The following is a 19,181-nucleotide window of genomic DNA, read 5'->3' as shown; positions in this document are numbered from 1 at the left end:
GCCGCCGCAAGAGCGACTCCGGGGCAGCCCTGACGGCGGCCCCGAGGGCTCCCCCGAGGACTCCCTGAGGGCACCCGGAGACTTCCCTGAGTCGCTGACCTGCGGGGAACGAACATCGGATGCGGTTCGTCACATGGGGCGGGTGGGGGCTCGGAAGCGGGCTCGCGGTTTGCTGCCGGGATCTGTCGCATTGGGCGCCGGCATGGCACCATCCCGGTGGCGACCAGAAGTTACTGACGGTAAATCAGCTTTGGGGGTGGCAGGGCGTGACCGGCAAGCGATACTCGACGGCGGCGACTGTGGCACTGATCTGCGCGGCGGTGGTGGTGACAGCGCCGGGAGCGGCGTATGCGAGCCCCCCGCCTCCTTCCAGCCCCGCGGAGCCGACGCCCAGATCGGACGAGTCCCTTGAGCGGGTGCGCAAGGAGATCGAGAAGCTCTACCACGACGCGGGCGTGGCCACCGACGCGTACAACGCGGCGGAGGAGAAGGCCGACAAGCAGTCCGAGCAGATCGTGAAGCTGGCCAAGGACATCGCCGAGGGCCAGGCCAGGCTGAAGAAGCTCAAGGCCCGCGCGGGCGCCGCGGCCCGCGCGCAGTACCGCGGCGGCGGCATGCCGGACGAGGCGCAGCTGATGCTCAGCGACGACCCGCGCCAGTTCCTGGACGGCGCCGGACGCATGCGGCAGGGCGAGAAGGCCACCAAGGGCATGCTGACGGAGCTGAGGAGAACCCAGGAAGACCTGCGGATCTACGCCGAGGACGCCACCGCCCGCTGGAAGAAGCTGGAAGCCAACCGCAAGGCGAAGGCCGCGTCGAAGAAGAAGATAAAGAAGAAGATCGCCGACGCCGAGAAGCTCGAATCGAGGCTGGAGAAGAAGGAGCGGGAGCGGCTGCGCAAGCTGGAGGAGGAGGCCGCCCTCAAGAAGCAGTCGGCGTGGGTGCGTTCGGGCGCCCTGAATGACATCGGCCGCAAGATGACGCCCGAGGGCAAGAAGGCCGTCGAGTTCGCCACGGCCCAGATCGGCAAGCCGTACGTATGGGGCGCCGAGGGTCCGGGGTCGTACGACTGCTCGGGGCTCACCTCGAAGGCCTGGGCGGCGGCCGGGCGCGGCATCCCGCGGACCTCCCAGGAGCAGTGGAAGCAGCTGCCGCGCATCGACATGAAGAACATGCGCCCCGGCGACCTGATCATCTACCACGCGGACGCCAGCCACGTGGGGATGTACGTGGGCGACGGCGCGATCGTGCACGCGCCGCGGCCGGGGCGGGACGTGACCATCGCCGGAGCGGGTTCCATGAAGATCCTCGGGGTCGTACGGCCCGACAAGTAGCGTCGCGCCGCCGGGCCGCGGAAGGGTGTGACCCAGGGACGTAACCAGTGGTGTGACGCAGTGCACGCCCCGGCCGTCCGATCGCCCCCTGAGGCGTGATGTTCGTCATCCGGGTGGGGCCGTGCCGTGCCCAAGTGCGTTCCTGGATACGGCATATGACGGTGGCGGTTTGCCGCAGGCCATTCCTATGGAGCCACGGCTACCGCTAAGGTCCCCGTCGGTGCCGCGTCGACCTGCGCGGCACCATGCCCTCGGGGGGAGGGAAGGAACCAAGCGATGCCCGTACCCATACCGCGGCAGAGAGCGATCCCGGCCGCGGAAGGCGGTCGGACTCAGGCGCCGCCCCCGAGCGACACGGCGGCGGCTCCCCGTGACACGACCGACACAGGCAGCCTCGGCACCGGCCCAGGACCTGCCCCTGCCCCTGCCCCTGACACCGAGCCTGTGCCTGGGCCCGCGCCCGTCACGGTGCCCGAGCGCGGCTCCGTCGACGGCGCCGGACCCATCACGGGTACCAGCCTCAGCCTGCTGGTGATCGAGGACGACCCGGCGGGCCCACTGAGCGTCCCGCGCCTGCTCGACTCCGCCGGCAAGCCCATCCGTATCCGCACCGCCCGCAACCTCACCGAGGCCGAGCGGCTGCTCACGGACGACGTGCACTGCATCCTGCTCGACCTCGCCCTGACCGTCCCCGGCACCACCGCCTCCGCCCCCGGCAGCGCTTCCGGCCCCAGCAGCGCTTCGGGTGCCGCTTCCGGCACCGCTTCCGGCGCCGCCGAGGCGGAGGTGGACGAGCTCGCCGCGCTCAAGCACGTGCTGCGCCTCGCGCCCCGCCACGCCGTCCTCGCGCTCACCGCCAACGACGACTCCGAGCTCGGCGCCGAAGCCGTGCGCGTCGGCGCCCAGGACTACCTCTTGCGCGACGAGCTGGACGGGCGGCTGCTGAGCCGCGCCATCCGGTACGCGGTGGAGCGCAAGCGCGCCGACGCCGCCCAGCGCCAGCTGACCGAGTCCCGGCTCCGGGCCCAGGAGAACGCCCGCCTGGAGCGCGGCCTGCTGCCGACGCCGCTCCTGGACGGCTCACCGCTGCGGTTCGCCGCCCGCTACCGGCCCGGGCGCTCCCGCGCGTTGCTCGGCGGCGACTTCTACGACACGGTGCGCACCCCCGACGGCTCCGTGCACGTCATGATCGGCGACGTGTGCGGCCACGGCCCCGACGAGGCCGCGCTCGGCGTGGAGCTGCGGATCGCCTGGCGCGCGCTGACCTTCGCGGGCCTGTGCGGCGACGCACTGCTCTCCACGCTCCAGAAGGTCCTGGAGCACGAGCGCGCGGACGACGAGATCTTCGCGACGCTCTGCACGGTCGACATCGCCCCCGACGGCCGCCGGGCCGGACTCTGCCTGGCCGGCCACCCCGCGCCGCTGATCGCGCGCGAGGGCCGCCTCGCGGAACTCCTTCCGTACGAGGACGGGGGCCCCGCGCTCGGCCTGCTGCCGCGTGCCCGCTGGCCGCGCCGACAGGTGGAGCTGGGCGGGAAGTGGAGCCTGATGCTCTACACGGACGGCCTGATCGAGGGCCGGATCGGCCGGGGCAAGGAGCGCCTGGGCCAGGAGGGCATGGTGGAGATGGTCCGCCGCCAGATCGCCTCGGGGCTCCAGGGCGACGAACTGCTCGAAGCCGCCGTGAACGAGGCGCGGGACCTCAACGGCGGCGACCTGACGGACGACGTGGCGGTCCTGCTCCTTGACCGGACGCCGGGCGGCCACGAGCGCTAGCGGCTCCCGGCGGCCGGGGCGCTCCGGGAGCCCGCGGGGGGGTTACCGGCCGCCGTTGTACGGGCCGTACGGACCGTCGCTGCTGGAGCCGCCGCGGCGGCCGCCACCGCCGGTGATCTGCCGGATCGCGGGCCGCACGTCCACCATGTAGACGATGGTGGCGATGAGGCCGAGGATCGGCAGGAACGACAGGATGTTGAAGATCAGGTTCACCACGAAGGCGAGCCCGAGGATGATCAGCCAGAACGGCTTGGTCTTCTTGTCCGCGGCCCGATAGGCGTCCTCGCGCCGGACGGCGGCGTCGATGAGCGCGAATCCGCTGAACAGGATCAGGGCCAGCGAAAGCAGCCACATGAAGTTCGCGAAACCCTGCATCAGCACAACGTCCACCACCAGTCTCGCCAGGCTCGGCTCGTCATCACGCGGCCACGGTACCCGCTACCCCTGTCAACGGGGCGGACACTTTCTGAGTGCCCGCCCCCGAGGACAGTCCCCTCCCGGATTACTTGGCCGGGGGCATCTTCTTCGCCGTCGCGGTCGTCGTCTTGCGGGCCGGGGCCTTCTTGGCGACGGGCTTCTTCGCCGGGGCGGCGGCCACACTCTCGCCCTCGGAGGCCGCGACGACCTTCGGCTCGGCCTTGGGGGCCGTCCCGGGCTCCGTCGTGGCGGCGGGCGCCGGGACCACGGGCTTCGGCTCGGCGTCCGGCTCGACCGTCTCGGCCAGGTCGAGGATCTCCTCGGCGGCCTCGCCGCGCCAGGTCTTCACGGCCTGCTCGCCGTGCTCGGCGACCTCGTCGTACTTCTCGCGCGCCTTGACCGCGAGTTCGGCGGCCACGCCGACGCCGCGCAGAGCGAGGTCCTGCGCGGTCTCACCGAGCTTCTTCAGGTCGGTGTCGAGGCTGCCGAGCACCTCGGTGACCTTGGCCTGAAGGGTCTCCTGCGCCTCCTTGGCACGGGCGGCGGCCTTGTCCTGCACGGCCTTGGGGTCGGTGTTGCGCACCGCCTCGAAGCGGGAGGGCGCCTCGGCGATCAGCTGCTCGACGATGCCCGGCACCTTCTTCGCCTGCTGGAGGGCGAGGTCCGCGGACCCGGCGACGAAATATGCGGGGGTGGTGTTGGTGAGGGTCTTGCGCAGGTCATCGGTGATGGCCATGACGATGGTCCTCCCGGATTCGCGTCGGCTGGTTCAGCTCGGGGGTGTCTGCTTCGGGCCGGCATCACTGCCGTCGGCCGTGCGGGGGCCGTCAGCGGTCTCGGGGTTCTCGGTGTCCACATCCGCGTACGACTCCGCTTCCTCATTCGCGTACGAAGAGGTCTCGAAGCCGTTCTCCTTGCGGAACGACTCGTAGATCTGCAACAGCACCTGCTTCTGGCGCTCGTTGATGGAGGGGTCGGCGAGGATGACGGCGCGCGTCTCCAGCTCGTCCCGCTCCTTCTCGTCGAGGATCCCGGCCCGCACGTACAGCGTCTCGGCGGAGATCCGCAGGGCCTTGGCGACCTGCTGCAACACCTCGGCGCTCGGCTTGCGCAGGCCGCGCTCGATCTGGCTCAGATACGGGTTGGACACCCCGGCGGCATCGGCGAGCTGCCTGAGCGACAACTGCGCGTTGCGCCGCTGTTCACGCAGGTACTCGCCGAGATTGCCGACGTTGAGTGATGCCATGCCTCGATGGTGCAGCACTCTTGCTAACTTTTGCAAGCGTCCGCTTGCAAAAGTGCGCCACGCCACGCGACCGTCACCGCCGCCGTCAGCCGCGACTGTCCGTTGCCAACGAAACCGACAAAGTCCCAGGGGGCCTGCCGCACGAGTTGAGCGATCTGCGCAGCGGTGCTGCGACCGGCAGGAACCAAGGCCGTGGACGCCGCACTGCTGCTGGCCAAGATGCGCTGGTCCCGGAGCCGCTGCGGCCGGGATGGCCGGACGCGCTGGCGATGTCGGCGACGCTGATCACCCACCGAAGGCTGCTGGACAGCCTTGCCGCGGTGGTGGAAGAAGTCGCGGAATGCCCTCAGAGGTCGGGTCACCCGGAATCTCACCCCCGGGCGACCCGACCTCCTACAGCCCGTATAGGCAGCTCAGGAGCATCGGCGCCCCATCTTCGCCGACCGGCGGTTGTGCCCCTTGGTATCCCACCACTCTTCCAAAAGGCCGCGCACCAGCTGAACCAGTTGGCGAAGACGCTCAGGATCAGGGGCAGACGAGGTGAACACGTCCGCAAAGGACTTGTCACCCCATGGCAGTGTGAACACCCAGCACTCGTCGGCGTGACCCTTCCGCTCGATGATGAGCTGGTAGGTCAACGTGACGCTGCGGTCCGGTCGGTGATCTACCGCCAGGTCGGTGACGTTGAACCTGATCGCGCCATCATCGGTGGTGTGTGAGCGAGCCAGGGCGAGCTCAGCCGGCGTGGGAGCTGCCATATGCACCTCTCATCTCGTCTACGACTATCCCAAGTTAGTCGCTAGCAGCTGGCGGCGGCGAGGCTCGTGACCTGGTAAGCGGTTCGCACATCGTTGGTACCGGCGGGCGTTCCGATCTTGGTGCGGAACTTCTCGCGACTTGGGCACGAAGCGGTCCAGGTCGAGTACCCACCCCCGTTCCACTTGCCGGACCATATGGCGGCACTGGTCTTCCTATCCATCGAGCTGTTCCAGCCATGCCCTGCCTTGATGTGTTTCCAGCCCCACGTGCTGGTGCCGCAGCGCAACGTGTACTTGTTAGGCCCACGGAAGTACGTGCGCACGACGTAGTTCTTACCGTGACTCCTGCAGGCGGTGTTGGGATCAACGGCCCTCACCGACACGGCCGGTCCGCTCGAAGAAGCTGCGGCGGATCCAGCTGCCGGAATGAGCAGAGCCGACGCGACGACGCCAGCGGCAAGCGCCGTCTTGATGGTGCGGGAAGTGTTGCTGAGCAAGTGTCCTCCCCTTTGAAGATGACCTTCGCGGTTGACCTCGGTCCCGAGGCCAGGCCCAACGAGATCGCCCGAACGTGCGTTCAGTCAACCGAGATGCGGTGATTTGAGACGTCTTGGATCGAACGCATGTTCACCAGCGAGCCGTCTTGCGTCTCCGCCCACATGAAGGGCTTGGGCTTCGCCAGGAACAGGCAGGGACCCCGTGGTGCTCGGCCATGCCGAACCACCGCCCTCGACCTGAGCCGGCGGGAGGACCATGCCCACGCTTATCTGGGACAGCGCGAGCGGATACGTCCCACTCAAGTCGAGGCACTGCCGGTCAGGGCCTCGACGCGCCCACACTCAATCGGGACAGGACAGGACAGCCGTCAGCCGCGGCGGCCGGCCGCCTTCGCTGCGCCGTGGGCCCGGCCCGCAACAACCGCGCCGATCGCGATGGCGAGAACGTAGATCGTGATGCCGACCGCGAATCCGCCCGGCAGCCAGCCGAGCAGGCCGGCGTCGTCGTGGTCGATGAGCCGGCGTATTGCCCCCTGCGCCCCGAGGACGAGAAGAACCACACCGATGCCCTCATAGATGTCGTACTTCATGTGATGCCTTCTCATGTGATGCCTTCCGGATCTCCAGAACGTCGCCGTCACGCGGCAGCACCCACCCAGGGGCATCCTCCGCGCCGCCTGGCCGTCGGCGGGACGGATGCAGTGCACTTGCACTGTAATAAGATGGAGGCTCGTTCGCAATGCAACTGCATGGCGAACGGCGAGGGAGGACGTGGAGGAGGCGCAATGCCGAAGATCGTGGACCACGAGGAGCGCAGGAGGCGCCTGGTCGACGCCGTCTGGGCGCTGGCGGTCCGGGGCGGCATCGAGCAGGTGACACTGCGCAAGGTGGCCGACGAAGCGGGCGTCTCCATGGGGCAGGTGCAGCACTACTACTCCTCGATGCAGGCCCTGGTCCGCGACGCGCTCGACCGAGCCGTGCGAGCCGTGAACACCAACATCGAGAACGCGGTCAAGGCAGCCGGCACAACCAGCCCCGAAGCCGTGCTCCGCACCTGCCTCCATGCTCTGATCAGCACTGATCAGGAGAGCATGCGGCTCATGCGGTTCTCCCTGGCGGCAGCGGGGCGGGCCGTATCCGACCCGACGATGGCCAGGGTCCTGGCTCCGGGCGACGACGAGCTGCTCTCCTTCACCGCCGGGCTCATCGCCGCGGCCCGGCAGGCGCGGGGCGGCGGACCTCGCGGCGAAGAGCCCGTCGACGCCGACATCTGCTGGTCGCTTGCCACGAGTCTCGGCGTGGACGTCGCCCTTGGGTATCGCTCACCGGATGCCGCCAGAGGCGTGCTCGACCACCACATCGATCAGGTCCTGGGCTCGGACCAGCGCGAGGGAACGGCCTGAGGCAGCTGGGAGGTACTGGGACAGGCCCTGCGCGACCAGGGCGACGGCATCACGACGGGGCGCGGCGGGGAACCCACCGCGCCCCCGACCCCCAGGAGCCACCCCTCACCTCGTCAACCGCGCCGGCTCGTCCAGTCGCGTCAGCTTCCGCGGGTTCCGCATCACGTAGATCCGGGTGATCCGGCCGTCCTCCACCACCGCGCTCAGCGCGGTCGGCTCGCCGTCCAGGGTGAAGCGGCCCGCGGGGGCGCCGTTGAGCCATACCGGGGTCGCGTCGAGCGTGCCCGTCGTGCGGCTCGCGCGGGAGAGCAGTTCCGCCACCACCTCGGCGCCGTGGACCGGTGCCGTGACGGCGCGCACCTGGCCGCCGCCGTCCGCGATCACGACCACGTCGGGTGCCATGACCTCCAGCAGCTCCCCCAGCTCCCCGGTCCGCAAAGCCGCCAGGAACCGTTCCATCACGGCCTGCTGCTCCGACCGGCTCACCGGGACCCGGGGCCGCCGGGCCGCCACGTGCTCGCGGGCCCGCCGGGCGATCTGCCGGACCGAGGCCGAGGACTTGCCGACGGCCTCGGCGATCTCCCCGTACGGCATCTCGAAGACCTCACGGAGCACGAACACCGCCCGTTCGGTCGGCGCGAGCGTCTCCAGGACGGTCAGCATCGCTATCGATACGCTCTCCGCGAGTTCGACGTCGTCGGCGACATCCGGGCTGGTCAGCAGCGGCTCCGGGAGCCACTCACCGACGTACTCCTCCCGGCTGCGCGACAACGACCGGAGCCGGTTGAGCGCCTGGCGCGTCACGATCCGTACGAGGTACGCCCGCGTGTCCCGCACCTGGGACCGGTCGGCGCCGGCCCACCGCAGCCAGGACTCCTGGAGCACGTCCTCCGCGTCGGCCGCCGAGCCGAGCATCTCGTAGGCGACCGTGAAGAGCAGGCCGCGGTGGGCGACGAACGGATCATCGGTCGGGGCGGCGGTCATGCCGACGACGCCACGCCGTCGGCCCCGGAGCGCGCGGCCAGCGGTATCGCGCAGGCCTCGGAGAACCCCTGCGAGGTGATGCCGTGGGCGTTGTTGTTCCTGGCGGCCATGTTGACGAAGGCGATGTACGCGGTGAGTTCGACCATGCCCGCCGGGCCGAGGCGGCCCAGCAGGCCCGCGTACAGCTCGTCGGTGACGGTGGGCGGCGTGTTCGTCATGGCCTCCGCGTACTCCAGGACGTCCCGCTCCAGCGGGGCGAACACGTCCGACTCGCGCCAGCGCGGCACCTGGCTCGCCTTGGCCAGGTCCAGCTGCTGGTTCTGCGCCTGGAAGTAGCCGACGTCGAGGCACCAGCCGCAGCCGACCTGCCCCGCGACCGCCATGTGCGCGAACGACTTGAGGCTCTCGTCGACCGCGTCCCATTCGCTCAGCCTGGCCGAGAACTCCAGGTTGGACGTGGCGACCTGGGGGCTGTGCCACACCACTTCGACGGGCTCCGGCACCTCGCCGAGCTGCTTGATCATGTTCTCCTTGAGCTCGGTGGGGAGTTCGGCCTTGGGAATGCGCGGCGCCATGATGGCCTCCTGTGTCGAGTGATGCCGGTCGGTCGGTTACTCGGTCGTTCGACATGAAGACACCGGTGACTGCCGGGATGTGACAACGGGACGCTCACCGCGCGCTCTGTCAGAGGCAGTCGGTAACGTTCCCCCTGTGGTGTCCCTCCCCGACCTCGTCCGGCTGCGCCAGGCCCGCGACCGCATGGACCGCGACTACGCGCAGCCCCTGGACGTGCCCGCCCTCGCCCGGGACGCCCTGATGTCCGCGGGCCACTTCTCCCGAAGCTTCCGCGCCGCCTTCGGCGAGACCCCGTACAGCTACCTCATGACCCGCCGGATCGAGCGGGCCAAGGCGCTGCTGCGGCGCGGGGACCTCTCGGTGACGGAGGTGTGCATGGCGGTGGGCTGTACGTCACTGGGGTCGTTCAGCTCGCGGTTCACGGAGCTGGTCGGCGAGAGCCCGAGTGCGTACCGGGCCCGCGACCATGGGTCCGGTGCCGACGTCCCGGCCTGCGTCGCCAAGATCTACACCCGACCGGTCAGGAACGGAGAAGCCGGATCCCCCGGCGGTCCCTAGCGTGGGGCGCATGGAAATCAACCTCGCACAGTGCTTCATCGCCGTCGACGACCACGACAAGGCCCTCGCCTTCTACCGCGACGTGCTCGGTCTGGAGGTGCGCAACGACGTCGGGTTCGAGGGGATGCGCTGGGTCACCGTCGGCTCGCCCGCGCAGCCCGGCGTGGACATCGTCCTCGAACCGCCGCTCGCCGACCCGAACGCCACGGACTCCGACCGGCGGGCGGTCGCCGAGCTGATGGCCAAGGGCCTCCTGCGTGGCGTCATCTTCCGTACGGATGACGTCGACGCGACGTTCGAGCGGATCCGCGCCGCGGGCGGCGACGTCCTCCAAGAGCCGATGGACCAGCCCTACGGAGTGCGGGACTGCGCGTTCCGCGACCCGGCGGGGAACATGCTGCGGTTCAGCCGGCCCCGCGGGTGACCCGGCGGTCCCGCGGTTGACCTTCACCTTGGGGGAGGCCACAGCATCGGTGGGGCCGGGCGGTGTGCCCGGCGTGAGGAGGGGCGGGCATGGGGTTGCTGACCATCGGGGCGTTCGCGAAGGCGTCCCGGCTGTCGCCCAAGGCGCTGCGGCTCTACGACGAGCTCGGCCTGCTGACCCCCGCCCGCGTCGACCCGGTGACCGGCTACCGCCTCTACGCGCCCGAACAACTGGACGACGCCCGCCTGGTGGCCTGGCTGCGACGCCTCGGCATGCCGCTGGCCCGCATCCAGCACGTCCGCGCGCTGGACGGGGCGGCGGCCGCCCAGGAGATCCGCGCGTTCTGGGCCCGGGCCGAGGCGGAGACCGCCGCGCGGCGGGACCTGGCCGCCTTCCTCATCGACCACCTGTCCAGGAAGGACCACCCCGCCATGACCCCGACCCCGACCCCGCTCGCCGAACCGCTGGAGATCCGTTACGCGGCACTGTCCGACACCGGCCTGGTCCGCGAGAGCAACCAGGACACCGCGTACGCGGGGGCCCGTCTGCTCGCCGTGGCCGACGGTTTCGGGCACGGCGGGGCGCCCGCCGGGGCCGCCGCCATCGACGCGCTCAAGCACCTGGAGACCGACGGCTTCGCGGCCGGCTCTCTCCTCAACGCCCTTGAGGACGCCGTCGAGCAGGCCGACAGCGCCGTACGGGGGGTGCGTGAGGACGAGGCCGGCACCACACTCACCGCGATGCTCTGGACCGGGTCGCAGCTCGCCCTCGTCCACATCGGTGACTCCCGCGCCTACGTCCTGCGGGACGGTGAGCTCTTCCAGGTCACCCACGACCACACCGTCGTCCAGTCGATGGTCGACGAGGGACGCCTGAGCCCCGAGGAGGCCGCCTCCCACCCCCAGCGCTCCCTGCTGATCCGCGCCCTCGGCGCGGGTGAGGCGGCCACCCCCGACCTGCGTCTGCACGACGCCCGCCCCGGCGACCGCTACCTCCTCTGCTCCGACGGCCTGACCACCGTGGTCCCCACCGACGACATCCGCCAGGTGATCACCACGGCCGACGGCCCCGAACGGGCGGTACGTGAACTCGTCGCCCTCGCCAACCGCTCCGGCGGCCCGGACAACGTCAGCTGTGTCGTCGCGGACGTGGTCCCGGCTCCTGGCCCGAAGGCCCCGGCCGCTCGGGCCATGTGACGTCAAAGACCAGCGCGCGGAACGCCGCGCGGTAGGTGGTGGGACTCGTACCGGTGGAGCGCTGGAAGTGGTGGCGCAGGTTGGCCGGGGTGCCGAGGCCCGTGCGGGCCGCGATGCGTTCCACCGGCTCGTCTGTGCGTTCGAGGAGCCGCTGGGCGCGCTGGACGCGGATGCGGAGCAGGTACTGGAGCGGGGTGAGCCCGGTGTCGGCGCGGAAGCGGCGGGTGAGGGCGCGGACGCCGAGGCCCGCGTGGGCGGCGATCTCGGTGAGGGTCAGCGGGTGGTGGAGGTGGGCCTCCATCCACTCGGTGACCGGTCCGAGGCCGCTGCCGGGCGGGGTGACGGCGTTGTACGCGGCCTCCGGGCCGTCGCCGGGTCCCTCGGGCCGGCTGTGCAGATGCAGGAACAGCTGCCGCTCGGTCTCGATGGCCACGGCCGCCCCGTGGTCCAGGGTGATCAGGTGCAGGCAGAGGTCGAGGCCGCCGAGGACACCGGCGGCACTGTGACAGGGGCCGTCCGCGACGACCTCGCCCTCGGGGTCGACGTCGATACGGGGATGCAGCTCCGCCAGTTCCCGCGTGTGCCGGCGGCTGGTGGCCGCCCGGCGGCCGTCCAGGAGGCCGGTGGCCGCGAGCGTGAACGTGCCGGTGCCCACGGCGCCGACGCGGGCACCGCGCGCGACGGCGGCCCGCAGGGCGGCCGTGACCCCGGGCGGCGGCGCGTCACGGAAGCCCGCGTGTCCCGGCAGCAGCACGGTGTCGGCGTCGTCGAGTTCCTCCAGGCCCAAGGGGATGTCGACGCCGAAGGGTGCGGGGCCGCCCGTGCCGCGAAACCCGGGGGCCGCGCAGATCCGCACCTCGTACGCCACCGGGTGGTGGTGCCTCGCGGCGGTGGCGAAGGTGAGGCCGGGGGCGGTGAGCTGGTGCCCCGGCACCCCGTCGAGGGCGAGGACGGCGATCACTGACATGTCCAGAACTTACCTGTCCAGAATTTGGCCCAGGGTGACATCACAGCCGCTGTTCGCGGCCCGCCGCTCCGCCGGATGATCGCTGTGCGGTGGCGGGCGGGGCGCGAGGAGCGCCGGGTCCCGCGCCCAGCTTCTCCCCTCAGCGTCTGTGAAAGGCCGGCTCATGCACCGTACGACCACCATGCCCGCTCCCGTCTCCCGCTCCGGGAAGGGGCCGCGCCGCCTGCTCGCCCGAGGGGCCGCGGTGCTCGGCGCGACCGCGCTCCTCGGCACGGCGATGAGCGGCAGCGCCGGCGCCATCGTCAACGGCGACGACGCCACCCAGCGCTACTCGTTCATGGCGACGGTGCCGATCGAGCAGTACGGCGCCCAGTGCGGGGCCACGCTCGTCGACGCGCGGTGGGTGCTCACGGCCGCGCACTGCGTGAACCCCGAACTGGCCACCCTGACCGGCAAGATCCGCGTCGGGAGCGACCACCGCACGACCGGCGGCACCGTCCGGAACATCGACAAGATCGTCACCGCGCCCGGCTACGTGCAGGACATGACGGGCACCAAGCCCAACGTGAACGACCTCGCGCTGATCCGCCTGGACCGCCCGGTCCCCCAGAAGCCCATCCGCATCGCCGCCAAGGCCGGTCCCGCCGGCACGCCCACCCGCATCCTCGGCTACGGCACCGTCGTCGAAGCGCCGACGCTGGAGGACGCGAAGTTCCCGGACCGGCTCCAGCAGCTGGAGACGCGCAGGGGCGCGGCGGCCGAGTGCGGCCCGGGCTGGGCCGACGGGACCCGGCTGTGCACGGTCAGCCGGAAGCCGAAGGCCATGGCGTGCAACGGCGACTCCGGCGGCCCGCAGCTCCAGCGCGCGAAGAACGGCCGCTGGGAGCTGATCGGGGCCACCTCGGGGCCGGGTTCCGAGCGGCAGGGCTGCGCGACGGGCCCGGGGCTGTACACCAACGTCCCCGTGTTCAAGAGCTGGATCCAGAAGACGATCCACAAGAACGGCTGAAGGACCGCCGCCGGGACGGCCCGGCCCGGCGGGTACGGCCCCCGTATCCGAGTGGTTGGGTTACCGACATGTCAGTCACCGCCGTCGCCGTCCTCGCCCTCGACGGGGCGCCGGGCCACCACCTCACCACGCCCGGTCTGGTCTTCGGCGCCGCCTCCCGGCACGAGGGCGTGGCCTACGAGGTCAGGCTCTGCGCGGCCCCGGGCTTCCGGGCGACCGGCGGCCTTGGGCCGCCGCTCGCCGTCCGCGCGCCGTACGGCCTCGAAGGGCTCGCGGACGCGGACGTCGTCCTGGTGACCGCGTACGGGAACCGCAGGGCCGGTCCCCCCGAGGGCGTCGCCGCCGCGCTCCGTGCGGCGGCGGACCGGGGCAGCCGCATCGCCGCCGTCGGCACCGGCACCTTCGTCCTCGCCGCGGCCGGGCTCCTCGACGGGCGGCGGGCCACGACCGGCTGGCGGTACGTCGAGGAGCTGGCGGAGCTGTACCCCCGTATCGACGTGGACGCGACCGGCACGGTGGTCGAGGACGGGCCGTTCCGCACGGCCGCGGGTGTCTTCGGCGGCATGGACATCTGTCTGCACCTGCTGGCCCGCGACCACGGCCGCCAAGTGGCCGGCGAGACGTCGCGGGAGCTCATCACGCCACTGCACGGCGACGCGGACAGCGTCCAGGAGGCCATCGACCGGGAGGTCGCGGAGAGCGCGGGCCTCGAACCCACCCTGCGGTGGATGCGGGCGCGTCTCCACCTCCCGCTCACGCTCCCCGAGATCGCCGCCCATGCGAACACCAGTGTCAGCAGCGTCACGCGCCGCTTCCGCGCCCACACCGGGCTCAGCCCGCTCCAGTACCTGCTCCGCGCGCGCCTGTACGAGGCGATGCGGCTGCTGCGCGAGACGGACACGCCCGTCGAACACGTCGCGTCCGCGACGGGGTTCAGCTCACCCGCGGCCCTGCGCCACCACTTCCGTGCCCTCACCGGCACCACGCCCCGCGACTACCGCCGCGCGCACCGCCCGCCCGCGTGACCCACGCCCTCCGCCGCATGGCCACTTTTTTGTGGGTACTTGGCCTGCGCGGCCTCTCGGGCCAGTCTGGTGACCACGCCGCGAAGCACGGAAGGGAGGCGCGGTGACGACACCTCAGGACGCCTTGGTCAAAGCCGGGTTGGATCTCGACTCGGGCTGGAACGCCGGCCGCGGCTCGGCGAGCCGGTCCAGGCGGCGGTGCCCCCAGTCCGCCAGCGGGGCCAGCGCCTCGCAGAGGTCACGGCCGAACTCCGTGAGGGAGTAGACGGTCTTCAGCGGCCGTACGTCGTGCACCTCCCGGTGCACGATGCCGTCCGCCTCCATCTCGCGCAGTGCCTGGGTCAGCACCTTCTCGGTGAGCCCCGGCAGCAGGCGCAGCATCTCACCGGGCCGGTGCGGGCCGCTTTCGAGCGGCCAGAGCAGCGCGGTCTTCCACTTGCCGTCGATCACGGCGATCGCGGCGGTCACACCGCACACGTTCGGGTCCTGGGCACGGCTGCGCGTCATCTCGGGTCCCCCTCGGTCCTTTTCATCCCTTTATTTGTTGCACAGGAGCTGACTCATGCCATCGTCGTCGTACGCCGAACAGTCTGCCGTCACCGGCCCCCTCGCCGTCACCGTTCTCGGCCTGGGACCGATGGGCCGGGCCCTGGCCGCCGCCTTCCTGGCGGCCGGGGTGCGGACCACCGTATGGAACCGCACCCCGGGGCGGGACACCGAGCTGGTCGAGCGGGGCGCGATCGGTGCCCGTACCGCCGAAGAGGCCGTGGCGGCGAGCCCGTTGACCGTCGTCTGCGTCGTCAACTACGACGCCTCGGACGCCGTACTGCGCCGCGACGCCGTCGCCGCCGCGCTCAAGGGGCGCGCGCTCGTGAACCTCAGCGCCGACACCCCCGACCGCGCACGGGACACGGGACGGTGGGCCGCCGAGCACGGCATCGCGTACCTGGACGGGGCCATCATGACGCCGACCCCCACCATCGGCACCGCGGCCGGGGTCTTCCTCCACAGCGGCCCGGCGGACCTCTACGAGCGGCACCGCCCTGTCCTCGACGCGCTGGGCGGTACCCACACCCACCTCGGCGAGGACATCGGCCGCGCGGCGGCGTACGACATCGCGCTGCTCGACATCTTCTGGACCGCGATGACCGGCTACATGCACGCCGTGGCGGTGGCGAAGGCCGAGGGGATCTCCGCGCGGGAGCTCACCCCGTTCGCCCAGGGCATCGGCGAGATCCTGCCGCCGGTCTTCGATGGACTGGGCGGGGACATCGACGACGGCATCTTCTCGGGCGAGGGCAACCCGATCACGTCGGCGGCCTCGACGATGGCCCACGTCATCCACACCTCCGAGGCCCACGGCATCGAGGCGGGCGTGATGCGCGCCGCCGAGGGGCTGGCGCGCCGCGTCATCGGGGCGGGGCACGGCGCCGACGGGGCGACCAGGATGGTGGAACTGCTCGGCCGCCGCTGAGCCGGGGACGGGTAGCCGCGGGCCCGGCCATGCTCGGGCCCGGGCACCCTCCGCGTCACCCCAGGGAAGCGAGCGCCACGTCCACCGTCCGGCGCAGCACGGCGGCGTCGGCCCCGGCCCGGGAGCGCAGGTTCACGCCGTACGCGAGGAGCGCGAGGACCTCGGCCGCCGCCTCCACATCGGCGCCGGGGGCCAGATCCCCCTCGGTACGCGCCACTTCCAGCGCCCCGCGCATCGCGTCCCGCAGCTGCCCGTGGTGCCGCTCCAGCAGGGCCCGCACCTCGGGGTCGGCGCGCTCTTGCCCGGCGTGGGCGTTGACGACCATGCAGCCCCAGCCGGCGTACGGGCCCGCGCAGCGCAGCTCGATCAGTCCGTCGAAGAAGGCGCGTACGGCCGGTAGCCCCCGGCCGTCCTCGGCGAGGAACCGGAACGCCCGCTCGGAGTGGTCGCGCACGTAACGGCGCAGCGCGGCCAGGTACAGCTCACGCTTACCGCCGAAAGTGGCGTACAGGCTGGAGCGGTTGAGGCCCGTCGCGGTGGCCACTGCCTGGATGGACGTCGTGGCGGCGCCGTGCTGCCAGAAGAGCCGGACGACGCGGTCGAGCGCCTCGTCCGGGTCGAAGTGCTTGATGTCGGGCATGAGTTGGGGCTCCCGCACGCCGAGTACGTCCTCGCACCGTTCTTGGAACGGTAATTCCAAGATACCTCTTGACGCTCCACCCGCGCCCCCTCATCCTGAAACGACCGTTCCAAGTTCAGGTCCGGCACGGACCGCTCAGGACCGAAAGGGCCCCCGCATGAGCCTCAAGGACGAACTCCACGACCTGTACACCAACGTCCACCGCGGGCTGCCCGCGGACGTCCTGGAGGTCATGGACCGCGGCGCCGCCCAGCTCCTCGCCACCCGCCTGGCGGAGAGCGCCCTCGGCGCCGGCGACCCCGCGCCCCGCTTCACCCTCGCCTCGGCCACCGGCGAGGAGATCTCCCTGGACGCCCTGCTCGCCGAGGGGCCCGTCGTCCTGACGTTCTACCGCGGCGCCTGGTGCCCCTACTGCAACCTCGCCCTGCGCGCCCTCCAGCAGCACCACGCCGACCTCACCGCCCGTGGCGCGCGTCTGGTGGCCGTCTCGCCGCAGATCCCCGACGAGAGCCTCACCCTCTCCGAGAAGGAACGGCTCGCCTTTCCCGTGCTCAGCGACATCGGCTCCGGCGTCGCCAAGCGGTTCGGCATCGCCTTCGACCTCTCCGACGAACTGGGCGCGCTCTACGACAGGCTGGGCTTCGAACTCGACCGCGTGAACGCCGGTCACCACCGGACCCTGCCGCTGCCCGCCACCTACGTCATCGACCGCGCGGGCGTCATCCGCTGGGCGTTCGTCGACACCGACTACGCCGTGCGGGCCGAGCCGGCCGACGTCCTGGCCGCGCTGGACGCCCTCGAAGAGACGCGGGCCTGACCGGCACCGGCGCTGAAGAAGGACCGCCGGTAGTCCCCCGGTGACACCCCCACCTGCTTGAGGAAGTGGTGCCGGAGGTTGTTGGCCGTGCCGAGGCCGCTCAGCTCGCCGATCCGCTCGACCGGCAGGTCCGTCGACTCCAGGAGGCTCTGGGCCCGCGCGAGGCGCTGGTTCAGGAGCCACTGGAGCGGCGTCGTGCCGGTGGCCGCCTGGAGGCGGCGGTAGAAGGTGCGCGGGCTCATCGCGGCCCGCCGCGCCAGGTCGTCGACGGTCAGCGGACGGTCCAGGCGGGCGCGGGCCCACTCCAGTACGGGACCGAGGCCCGCGTCGTCCGTCTCGGGCACGGACAGGTCGATGAATTGCGCCTGCCCGCCGGGGCGGTGGGCGGGTACGACCATGCGCCGGGCCAGCTGGTTGGCGACGTGCGCGCCGAGGTCGCGGCGCACCAGATGCAGGCACAGGTCGACGCCCGCGGTCAGGCCGGCGCTGGTCAGGACGTCGCCGTCGTCCACGTAGAGGACGGAGTCGTCGACCGTCACCTTCGGGTACCGGGCGGCGAGCTGGGCGGTGTGCATCCAGTGCGCGGTCGCCCTGCGGCCGTCCAGGAGCCCCGCCTCGGCCAGCGCGAAGGCGCCGGTGCACAGGGAGACCATGCGGGCACCGGCCGCGTGGGCGTCGCGCAACGCGTCCGTGAGACCCGGCGGCAGCGCCCTGCCTTCGTCCACGCAGGCGTCCGGTACGGAGGTCACGATGACGGTGTCCGCCCCCGCGAGGCCTTCGAGCCCGTAGGGGGTGCGCAGGGCGAGGCCGAACGGGCCGTCCCCGCCCTCCCGTTCACCCGTGGCGCACAGCCGCAGGTCGTACCAGTGGTCGGACAGGTCGGGCTGCGGCTTGCCGAACACCGTGAAGGGGATGCTCAGTTCGTACAGATCCCAGGACGGGATCCCGATCTCCTCGGCCACGACCACCGCGACGGAACCAGCGCTCATGCGGCGAGCGTACGAGGACGGGGGCACCCGGCGAGACCCTGGCAGGAATTTGGTGATCGCCGTCACCACTGTCACTGTCGGGCGCCGCCCCGCCCTGCGAGCGTGATCCCCATGAACGCGCAGAACACGAACGCACAGAACATGAACGCCCAGAACGTGAACGCCCCGGACATGAACGCTCGGGGCACGAACGCTTCCGCTCCCGTCACCGTCATCGGCCTCGGCCTCATGGGCTCCGCCCTCGCCGGTGCCCTCCTGGACCGCGGCCACCCCACCACCGTCTGGAACCGCACCGCGCGGAAGGCGAAGCCCCTGGCCGACCGCGGCGCGCGCGTGGCGGTGACCGCCGGGGACGCCGTCGCCGCGAGCGGTCTCGTCCTGGTCTGCGTACTCGACTACGACGCGCTGCGCACCGTCCTCGACCCGGTGGCCGAAGCGGGCGGACTCGCCGGGAAGGCGCTGGTCAACCTCACCTCGGGGGCGCCGGAGCAGGCCGTGGCGATGGCAGCCTGGGCCACCTCGCACGGCGCGGGCTACCTCGACGGCGGCATCATGACGACCCCGCCGGGCGTCGGCGACCCGCGGATGATGTTCCTCTACAGCGGCTCCGAGGCCGTCTTCGAGACGCACCGCCCCGCCCTCACCGCGCTCGGCGACCCGCTCTACCTCGGCGCCGAACCGGGCCTCGCCTCGCTGTACGACTCCGCGCTGCTCGGCCTGATGTGGGCGACATTCACCGGCTGGCTGCACGGCACCGCCCTGGTGACCGCCGACGGGACCACCGCCACGGACTTCACCGGGGTCGCGCTGCGCTGGCTGAACGGCGCCGTCTCCGGTTTCCTGACGACGTACGCGCCCCAGGTCGACGCCGGGCACCACCCGGGGGACGACGCCACCATCGACGTACAGATCGCCGCCATCGGCCACCTCATCCACGCCGCGCACGAACGCGGCATCGACAACTCCCTGCCCGAGCTCCTGAGGGCGACGATGGAGCGGGCCGCCGCCGCGGGCCACGGCTCCGACAGCTACGCGAGCGTGATCGAGGTGCTGCGCGGCGGCGCGACCCGCCGGTAGATGCCGGATTCCGG

General features: G+C 71.6%; 23 protein-coding genes. 11 read left to right on the top strand and 12 right to left on the bottom strand.

Annotation, left to right across the window (positions count from 1 at the left end; all coding sequences use genetic code 11):
• Positions 1-266 precede the first annotated feature (266 nt).
• Positions 267-1,334: a C40 family peptidase gene (locus ACF062_RS30020; protein ID WP_392142782.1), complete on the top strand. Its 1,068-nt coding sequence runs from the start codon at positions 267-269 to the stop codon at positions 1,332-1,334.
• Positions 1,335-1,610: 276 nt separating this feature from the next.
• A complete protein-coding gene (locus tag ACF062_RS30015; protein ID WP_392142781.1) occupies positions 1,611-3,110 on the top strand; it encodes a PP2C family protein-serine/threonine phosphatase in 1,500 nt (499 codons plus the stop codon).
• Between the two features lie 42 nt (positions 3,111-3,152).
• Here the strand turns inward: ACF062_RS30015 and ACF062_RS30010 are convergent, their stop codons facing one another.
• The 6 genes from ACF062_RS30010 to ACF062_RS29985 form a co-directional block, all read right to left on the bottom strand.
• The gene (locus ACF062_RS30010) at positions 3,153-3,485 is read right to left on the bottom strand and encodes a DUF2516 family protein (RefSeq protein ID WP_223775391.1); all 333 of its coding nucleotides are present in this window, start codon (positions 3,483-3,485) and stop codon (positions 3,153-3,155) included.
• 127 nt (positions 3,486-3,612) lie between these two features.
• Complete coding sequence (locus ACF062_RS30005) at positions 3,613-4,263, bottom strand: hypothetical protein (RefSeq protein WP_392142780.1); 651 nt, start codon at positions 4,261-4,263, stop codon at positions 3,613-3,615.
• A 33-nt stretch (positions 4,264-4,296) separates the two neighbouring features.
• The gene (locus tag ACF062_RS30000; protein ID WP_392142779.1) at positions 4,297-4,773 is read right to left on the bottom strand and encodes a helix-turn-helix domain-containing protein; all 477 of its coding nucleotides are present in this window, start codon (positions 4,771-4,773) and stop codon (positions 4,297-4,299) included.
• Between the two features lie 413 nt (positions 4,774-5,186).
• Positions 5,187-5,531, bottom strand: a complete 345-nt coding sequence (locus ACF062_RS29995; protein WP_356580096.1) for a hypothetical protein — start codon at positions 5,529-5,531, stop codon at positions 5,187-5,189.
• Positions 5,532-5,572: 41 nt separating this feature from the next.
• On the bottom strand, positions 5,573-6,028 hold the full coding sequence (locus ACF062_RS29990; protein WP_392142778.1) for a hypothetical protein: 456 nt from the start codon (positions 6,026-6,028) through the stop codon (positions 5,573-5,575).
• A 368-nt stretch (positions 6,029-6,396) separates the two neighbouring features.
• On the bottom strand, positions 6,397-6,618 hold the full coding sequence (locus ACF062_RS29985) for a hypothetical protein (protein WP_392142777.1): 222 nt from the start codon (positions 6,616-6,618) through the stop codon (positions 6,397-6,399).
• A gap of 195 nt (positions 6,619-6,813) precedes the next feature.
• On the opposite strand from ACF062_RS29985, the gene ACF062_RS29980 reads away from it, so the two are divergent.
• Positions 6,814-7,431, top strand: coding sequence for a TetR/AcrR family transcriptional regulator (locus ACF062_RS29980; protein WP_392142776.1), 618 nt, complete (start codon positions 6,814-6,816; stop codon positions 7,429-7,431).
• A gap of 105 nt (positions 7,432-7,536) precedes the next feature.
• On the opposite strand, the gene ACF062_RS29975 is transcribed toward ACF062_RS29980, so the two are convergent.
• Together ACF062_RS29975 and ACF062_RS29970 are read right to left on the bottom strand one after the other, a co-directional pair.
• Positions 7,537-8,415: an RNA polymerase sigma-70 factor gene (locus tag ACF062_RS29975; protein WP_392142775.1), complete on the bottom strand. Its 879-nt coding sequence runs from the start codon at positions 8,413-8,415 to the stop codon at positions 7,537-7,539.
• Entirely contained in the window at positions 8,412-8,990 is a 579-nt protein-coding gene (locus ACF062_RS29970) for a carboxymuconolactone decarboxylase family protein (RefSeq protein ID WP_392142774.1), read from the bottom strand. Before ACF062_RS29970 ends, ACF062_RS29975 begins: the two co-directional genes overlap by 4 nt.
• Before the next feature lie 139 nt (positions 8,991-9,129).
• On the opposite strand from ACF062_RS29970, the gene ACF062_RS29965 reads away from it, so the two are divergent.
• From ACF062_RS29965 to ACF062_RS29955, 3 genes are all read left to right on the top strand, one after another.
• Complete coding sequence (locus ACF062_RS29965; RefSeq protein WP_392143012.1) at positions 9,130-9,549, top strand: helix-turn-helix transcriptional regulator; 420 nt, start codon at positions 9,130-9,132, stop codon at positions 9,547-9,549.
• A gap of 10 nt (positions 9,550-9,559) precedes the next feature.
• Complete coding sequence (locus ACF062_RS29960; RefSeq protein WP_223775414.1) at positions 9,560-9,973, top strand: VOC family protein; 414 nt, start codon at positions 9,560-9,562, stop codon at positions 9,971-9,973.
• A gap of 89 nt (positions 9,974-10,062) precedes the next feature.
• Positions 10,063-11,169: a MerR family transcriptional regulator gene (locus tag ACF062_RS29955; RefSeq protein ID WP_392142773.1), complete on the top strand. Its 1,107-nt coding sequence runs from the start codon at positions 10,063-10,065 to the stop codon at positions 11,167-11,169.
• On the opposite strand, the gene ACF062_RS29950 is transcribed toward ACF062_RS29955, so the two are convergent.
• Positions 11,102-12,136 carry a GlxA family transcriptional regulator gene (locus ACF062_RS29950; protein ID WP_392142772.1) on the bottom strand — a complete coding sequence of 345 codons (1,035 nt, stop codon included), beginning with the start codon at positions 12,134-12,136 and terminating at the stop codon, positions 11,102-11,104. The genes ACF062_RS29955 and ACF062_RS29950 overlap by 68 nt on opposite strands.
• A 163-nt stretch (positions 12,137-12,299) precedes the next feature.
• Here ACF062_RS29950 and ACF062_RS29945 point away from each other — a divergent pair, with 163 nt between their 5' ends.
• Together ACF062_RS29945 and ACF062_RS29940 are read left to right on the top strand one after the other, a co-directional pair.
• A complete protein-coding gene (locus ACF062_RS29945) occupies positions 12,300-13,145 on the top strand; it encodes a serine protease (protein ID WP_356580080.1) in 846 nt (281 codons plus the stop codon).
• 68 nt (positions 13,146-13,213) lie between these two features.
• Positions 13,214-14,170 (top strand): GlxA family transcriptional regulator, encoded by a 957-nt coding sequence (locus tag ACF062_RS29940; protein ID WP_392142771.1) that lies wholly within the window; start codon positions 13,214-13,216, stop codon positions 14,168-14,170.
• Positions 14,171-14,284: 114 nt separating this feature from the next.
• Here ACF062_RS29940 and ACF062_RS29935 read toward each other — a convergent pair whose 3' ends face one another.
• Entirely contained in the window at positions 14,285-14,677 is a 393-nt protein-coding gene (locus tag ACF062_RS29935; protein ID WP_392142770.1) for a winged helix-turn-helix transcriptional regulator, read from the bottom strand.
• Positions 14,678-14,732: 55 nt separating this feature from the next.
• Here ACF062_RS29935 and ACF062_RS29930 point away from each other — a divergent pair, with 55 nt between their 5' ends.
• The gene (locus tag ACF062_RS29930) at positions 14,733-15,644 is read left to right on the top strand and encodes an NAD(P)-dependent oxidoreductase (protein WP_392142769.1); all 912 of its coding nucleotides are present in this window, start codon (positions 14,733-14,735) and stop codon (positions 15,642-15,644) included.
• Between the two features lie 55 nt (positions 15,645-15,699).
• Here ACF062_RS29930 and ACF062_RS29925 read toward each other — a convergent pair whose 3' ends face one another.
• Positions 15,700-16,284 (bottom strand): TetR/AcrR family transcriptional regulator, encoded by a 585-nt coding sequence (locus tag ACF062_RS29925; protein ID WP_392142768.1) that lies wholly within the window; start codon positions 16,282-16,284, stop codon positions 15,700-15,702.
• A gap of 157 nt (positions 16,285-16,441) precedes the next feature.
• Between ACF062_RS29925 and ACF062_RS29920 the strand changes: the two genes are divergently transcribed.
• Entirely contained in the window at positions 16,442-17,101 is a 660-nt protein-coding gene (locus ACF062_RS29920) for a peroxiredoxin-like family protein (RefSeq protein WP_392142767.1), read from the top strand.
• Here the strand turns inward: ACF062_RS29920 and ACF062_RS29915 are convergent.
• Complete coding sequence (locus tag ACF062_RS29915; RefSeq protein WP_392142766.1) at positions 17,032-18,090, bottom strand: helix-turn-helix domain-containing protein; 1,059 nt, start codon at positions 18,088-18,090, stop codon at positions 17,032-17,034. The two genes, ACF062_RS29920 and ACF062_RS29915, sit on opposite strands and share 70 nt — an antisense overlap.
• Positions 18,091-18,261: 171 nt before the next feature.
• Between ACF062_RS29915 and ACF062_RS29910 the strand changes: the two genes are divergently transcribed.
• Complete coding sequence (locus tag ACF062_RS29910; RefSeq protein WP_392143011.1) at positions 18,262-19,167, top strand: NAD(P)-dependent oxidoreductase; 906 nt, start codon at positions 18,262-18,264, stop codon at positions 19,165-19,167.
• The last annotated feature ends 14 nt before the right edge of the window (positions 19,168-19,181 follow it).

The organism is Streptomyces sp. NPDC015345 (genome assembly GCF_043078805.1).
Lineage (GTDB): Bacteria > Actinomycetota > Actinomycetes > Streptomycetales > Streptomycetaceae > Streptomyces.
This window is presented reverse-complemented; position numbering and strand designations above follow the sequence as displayed.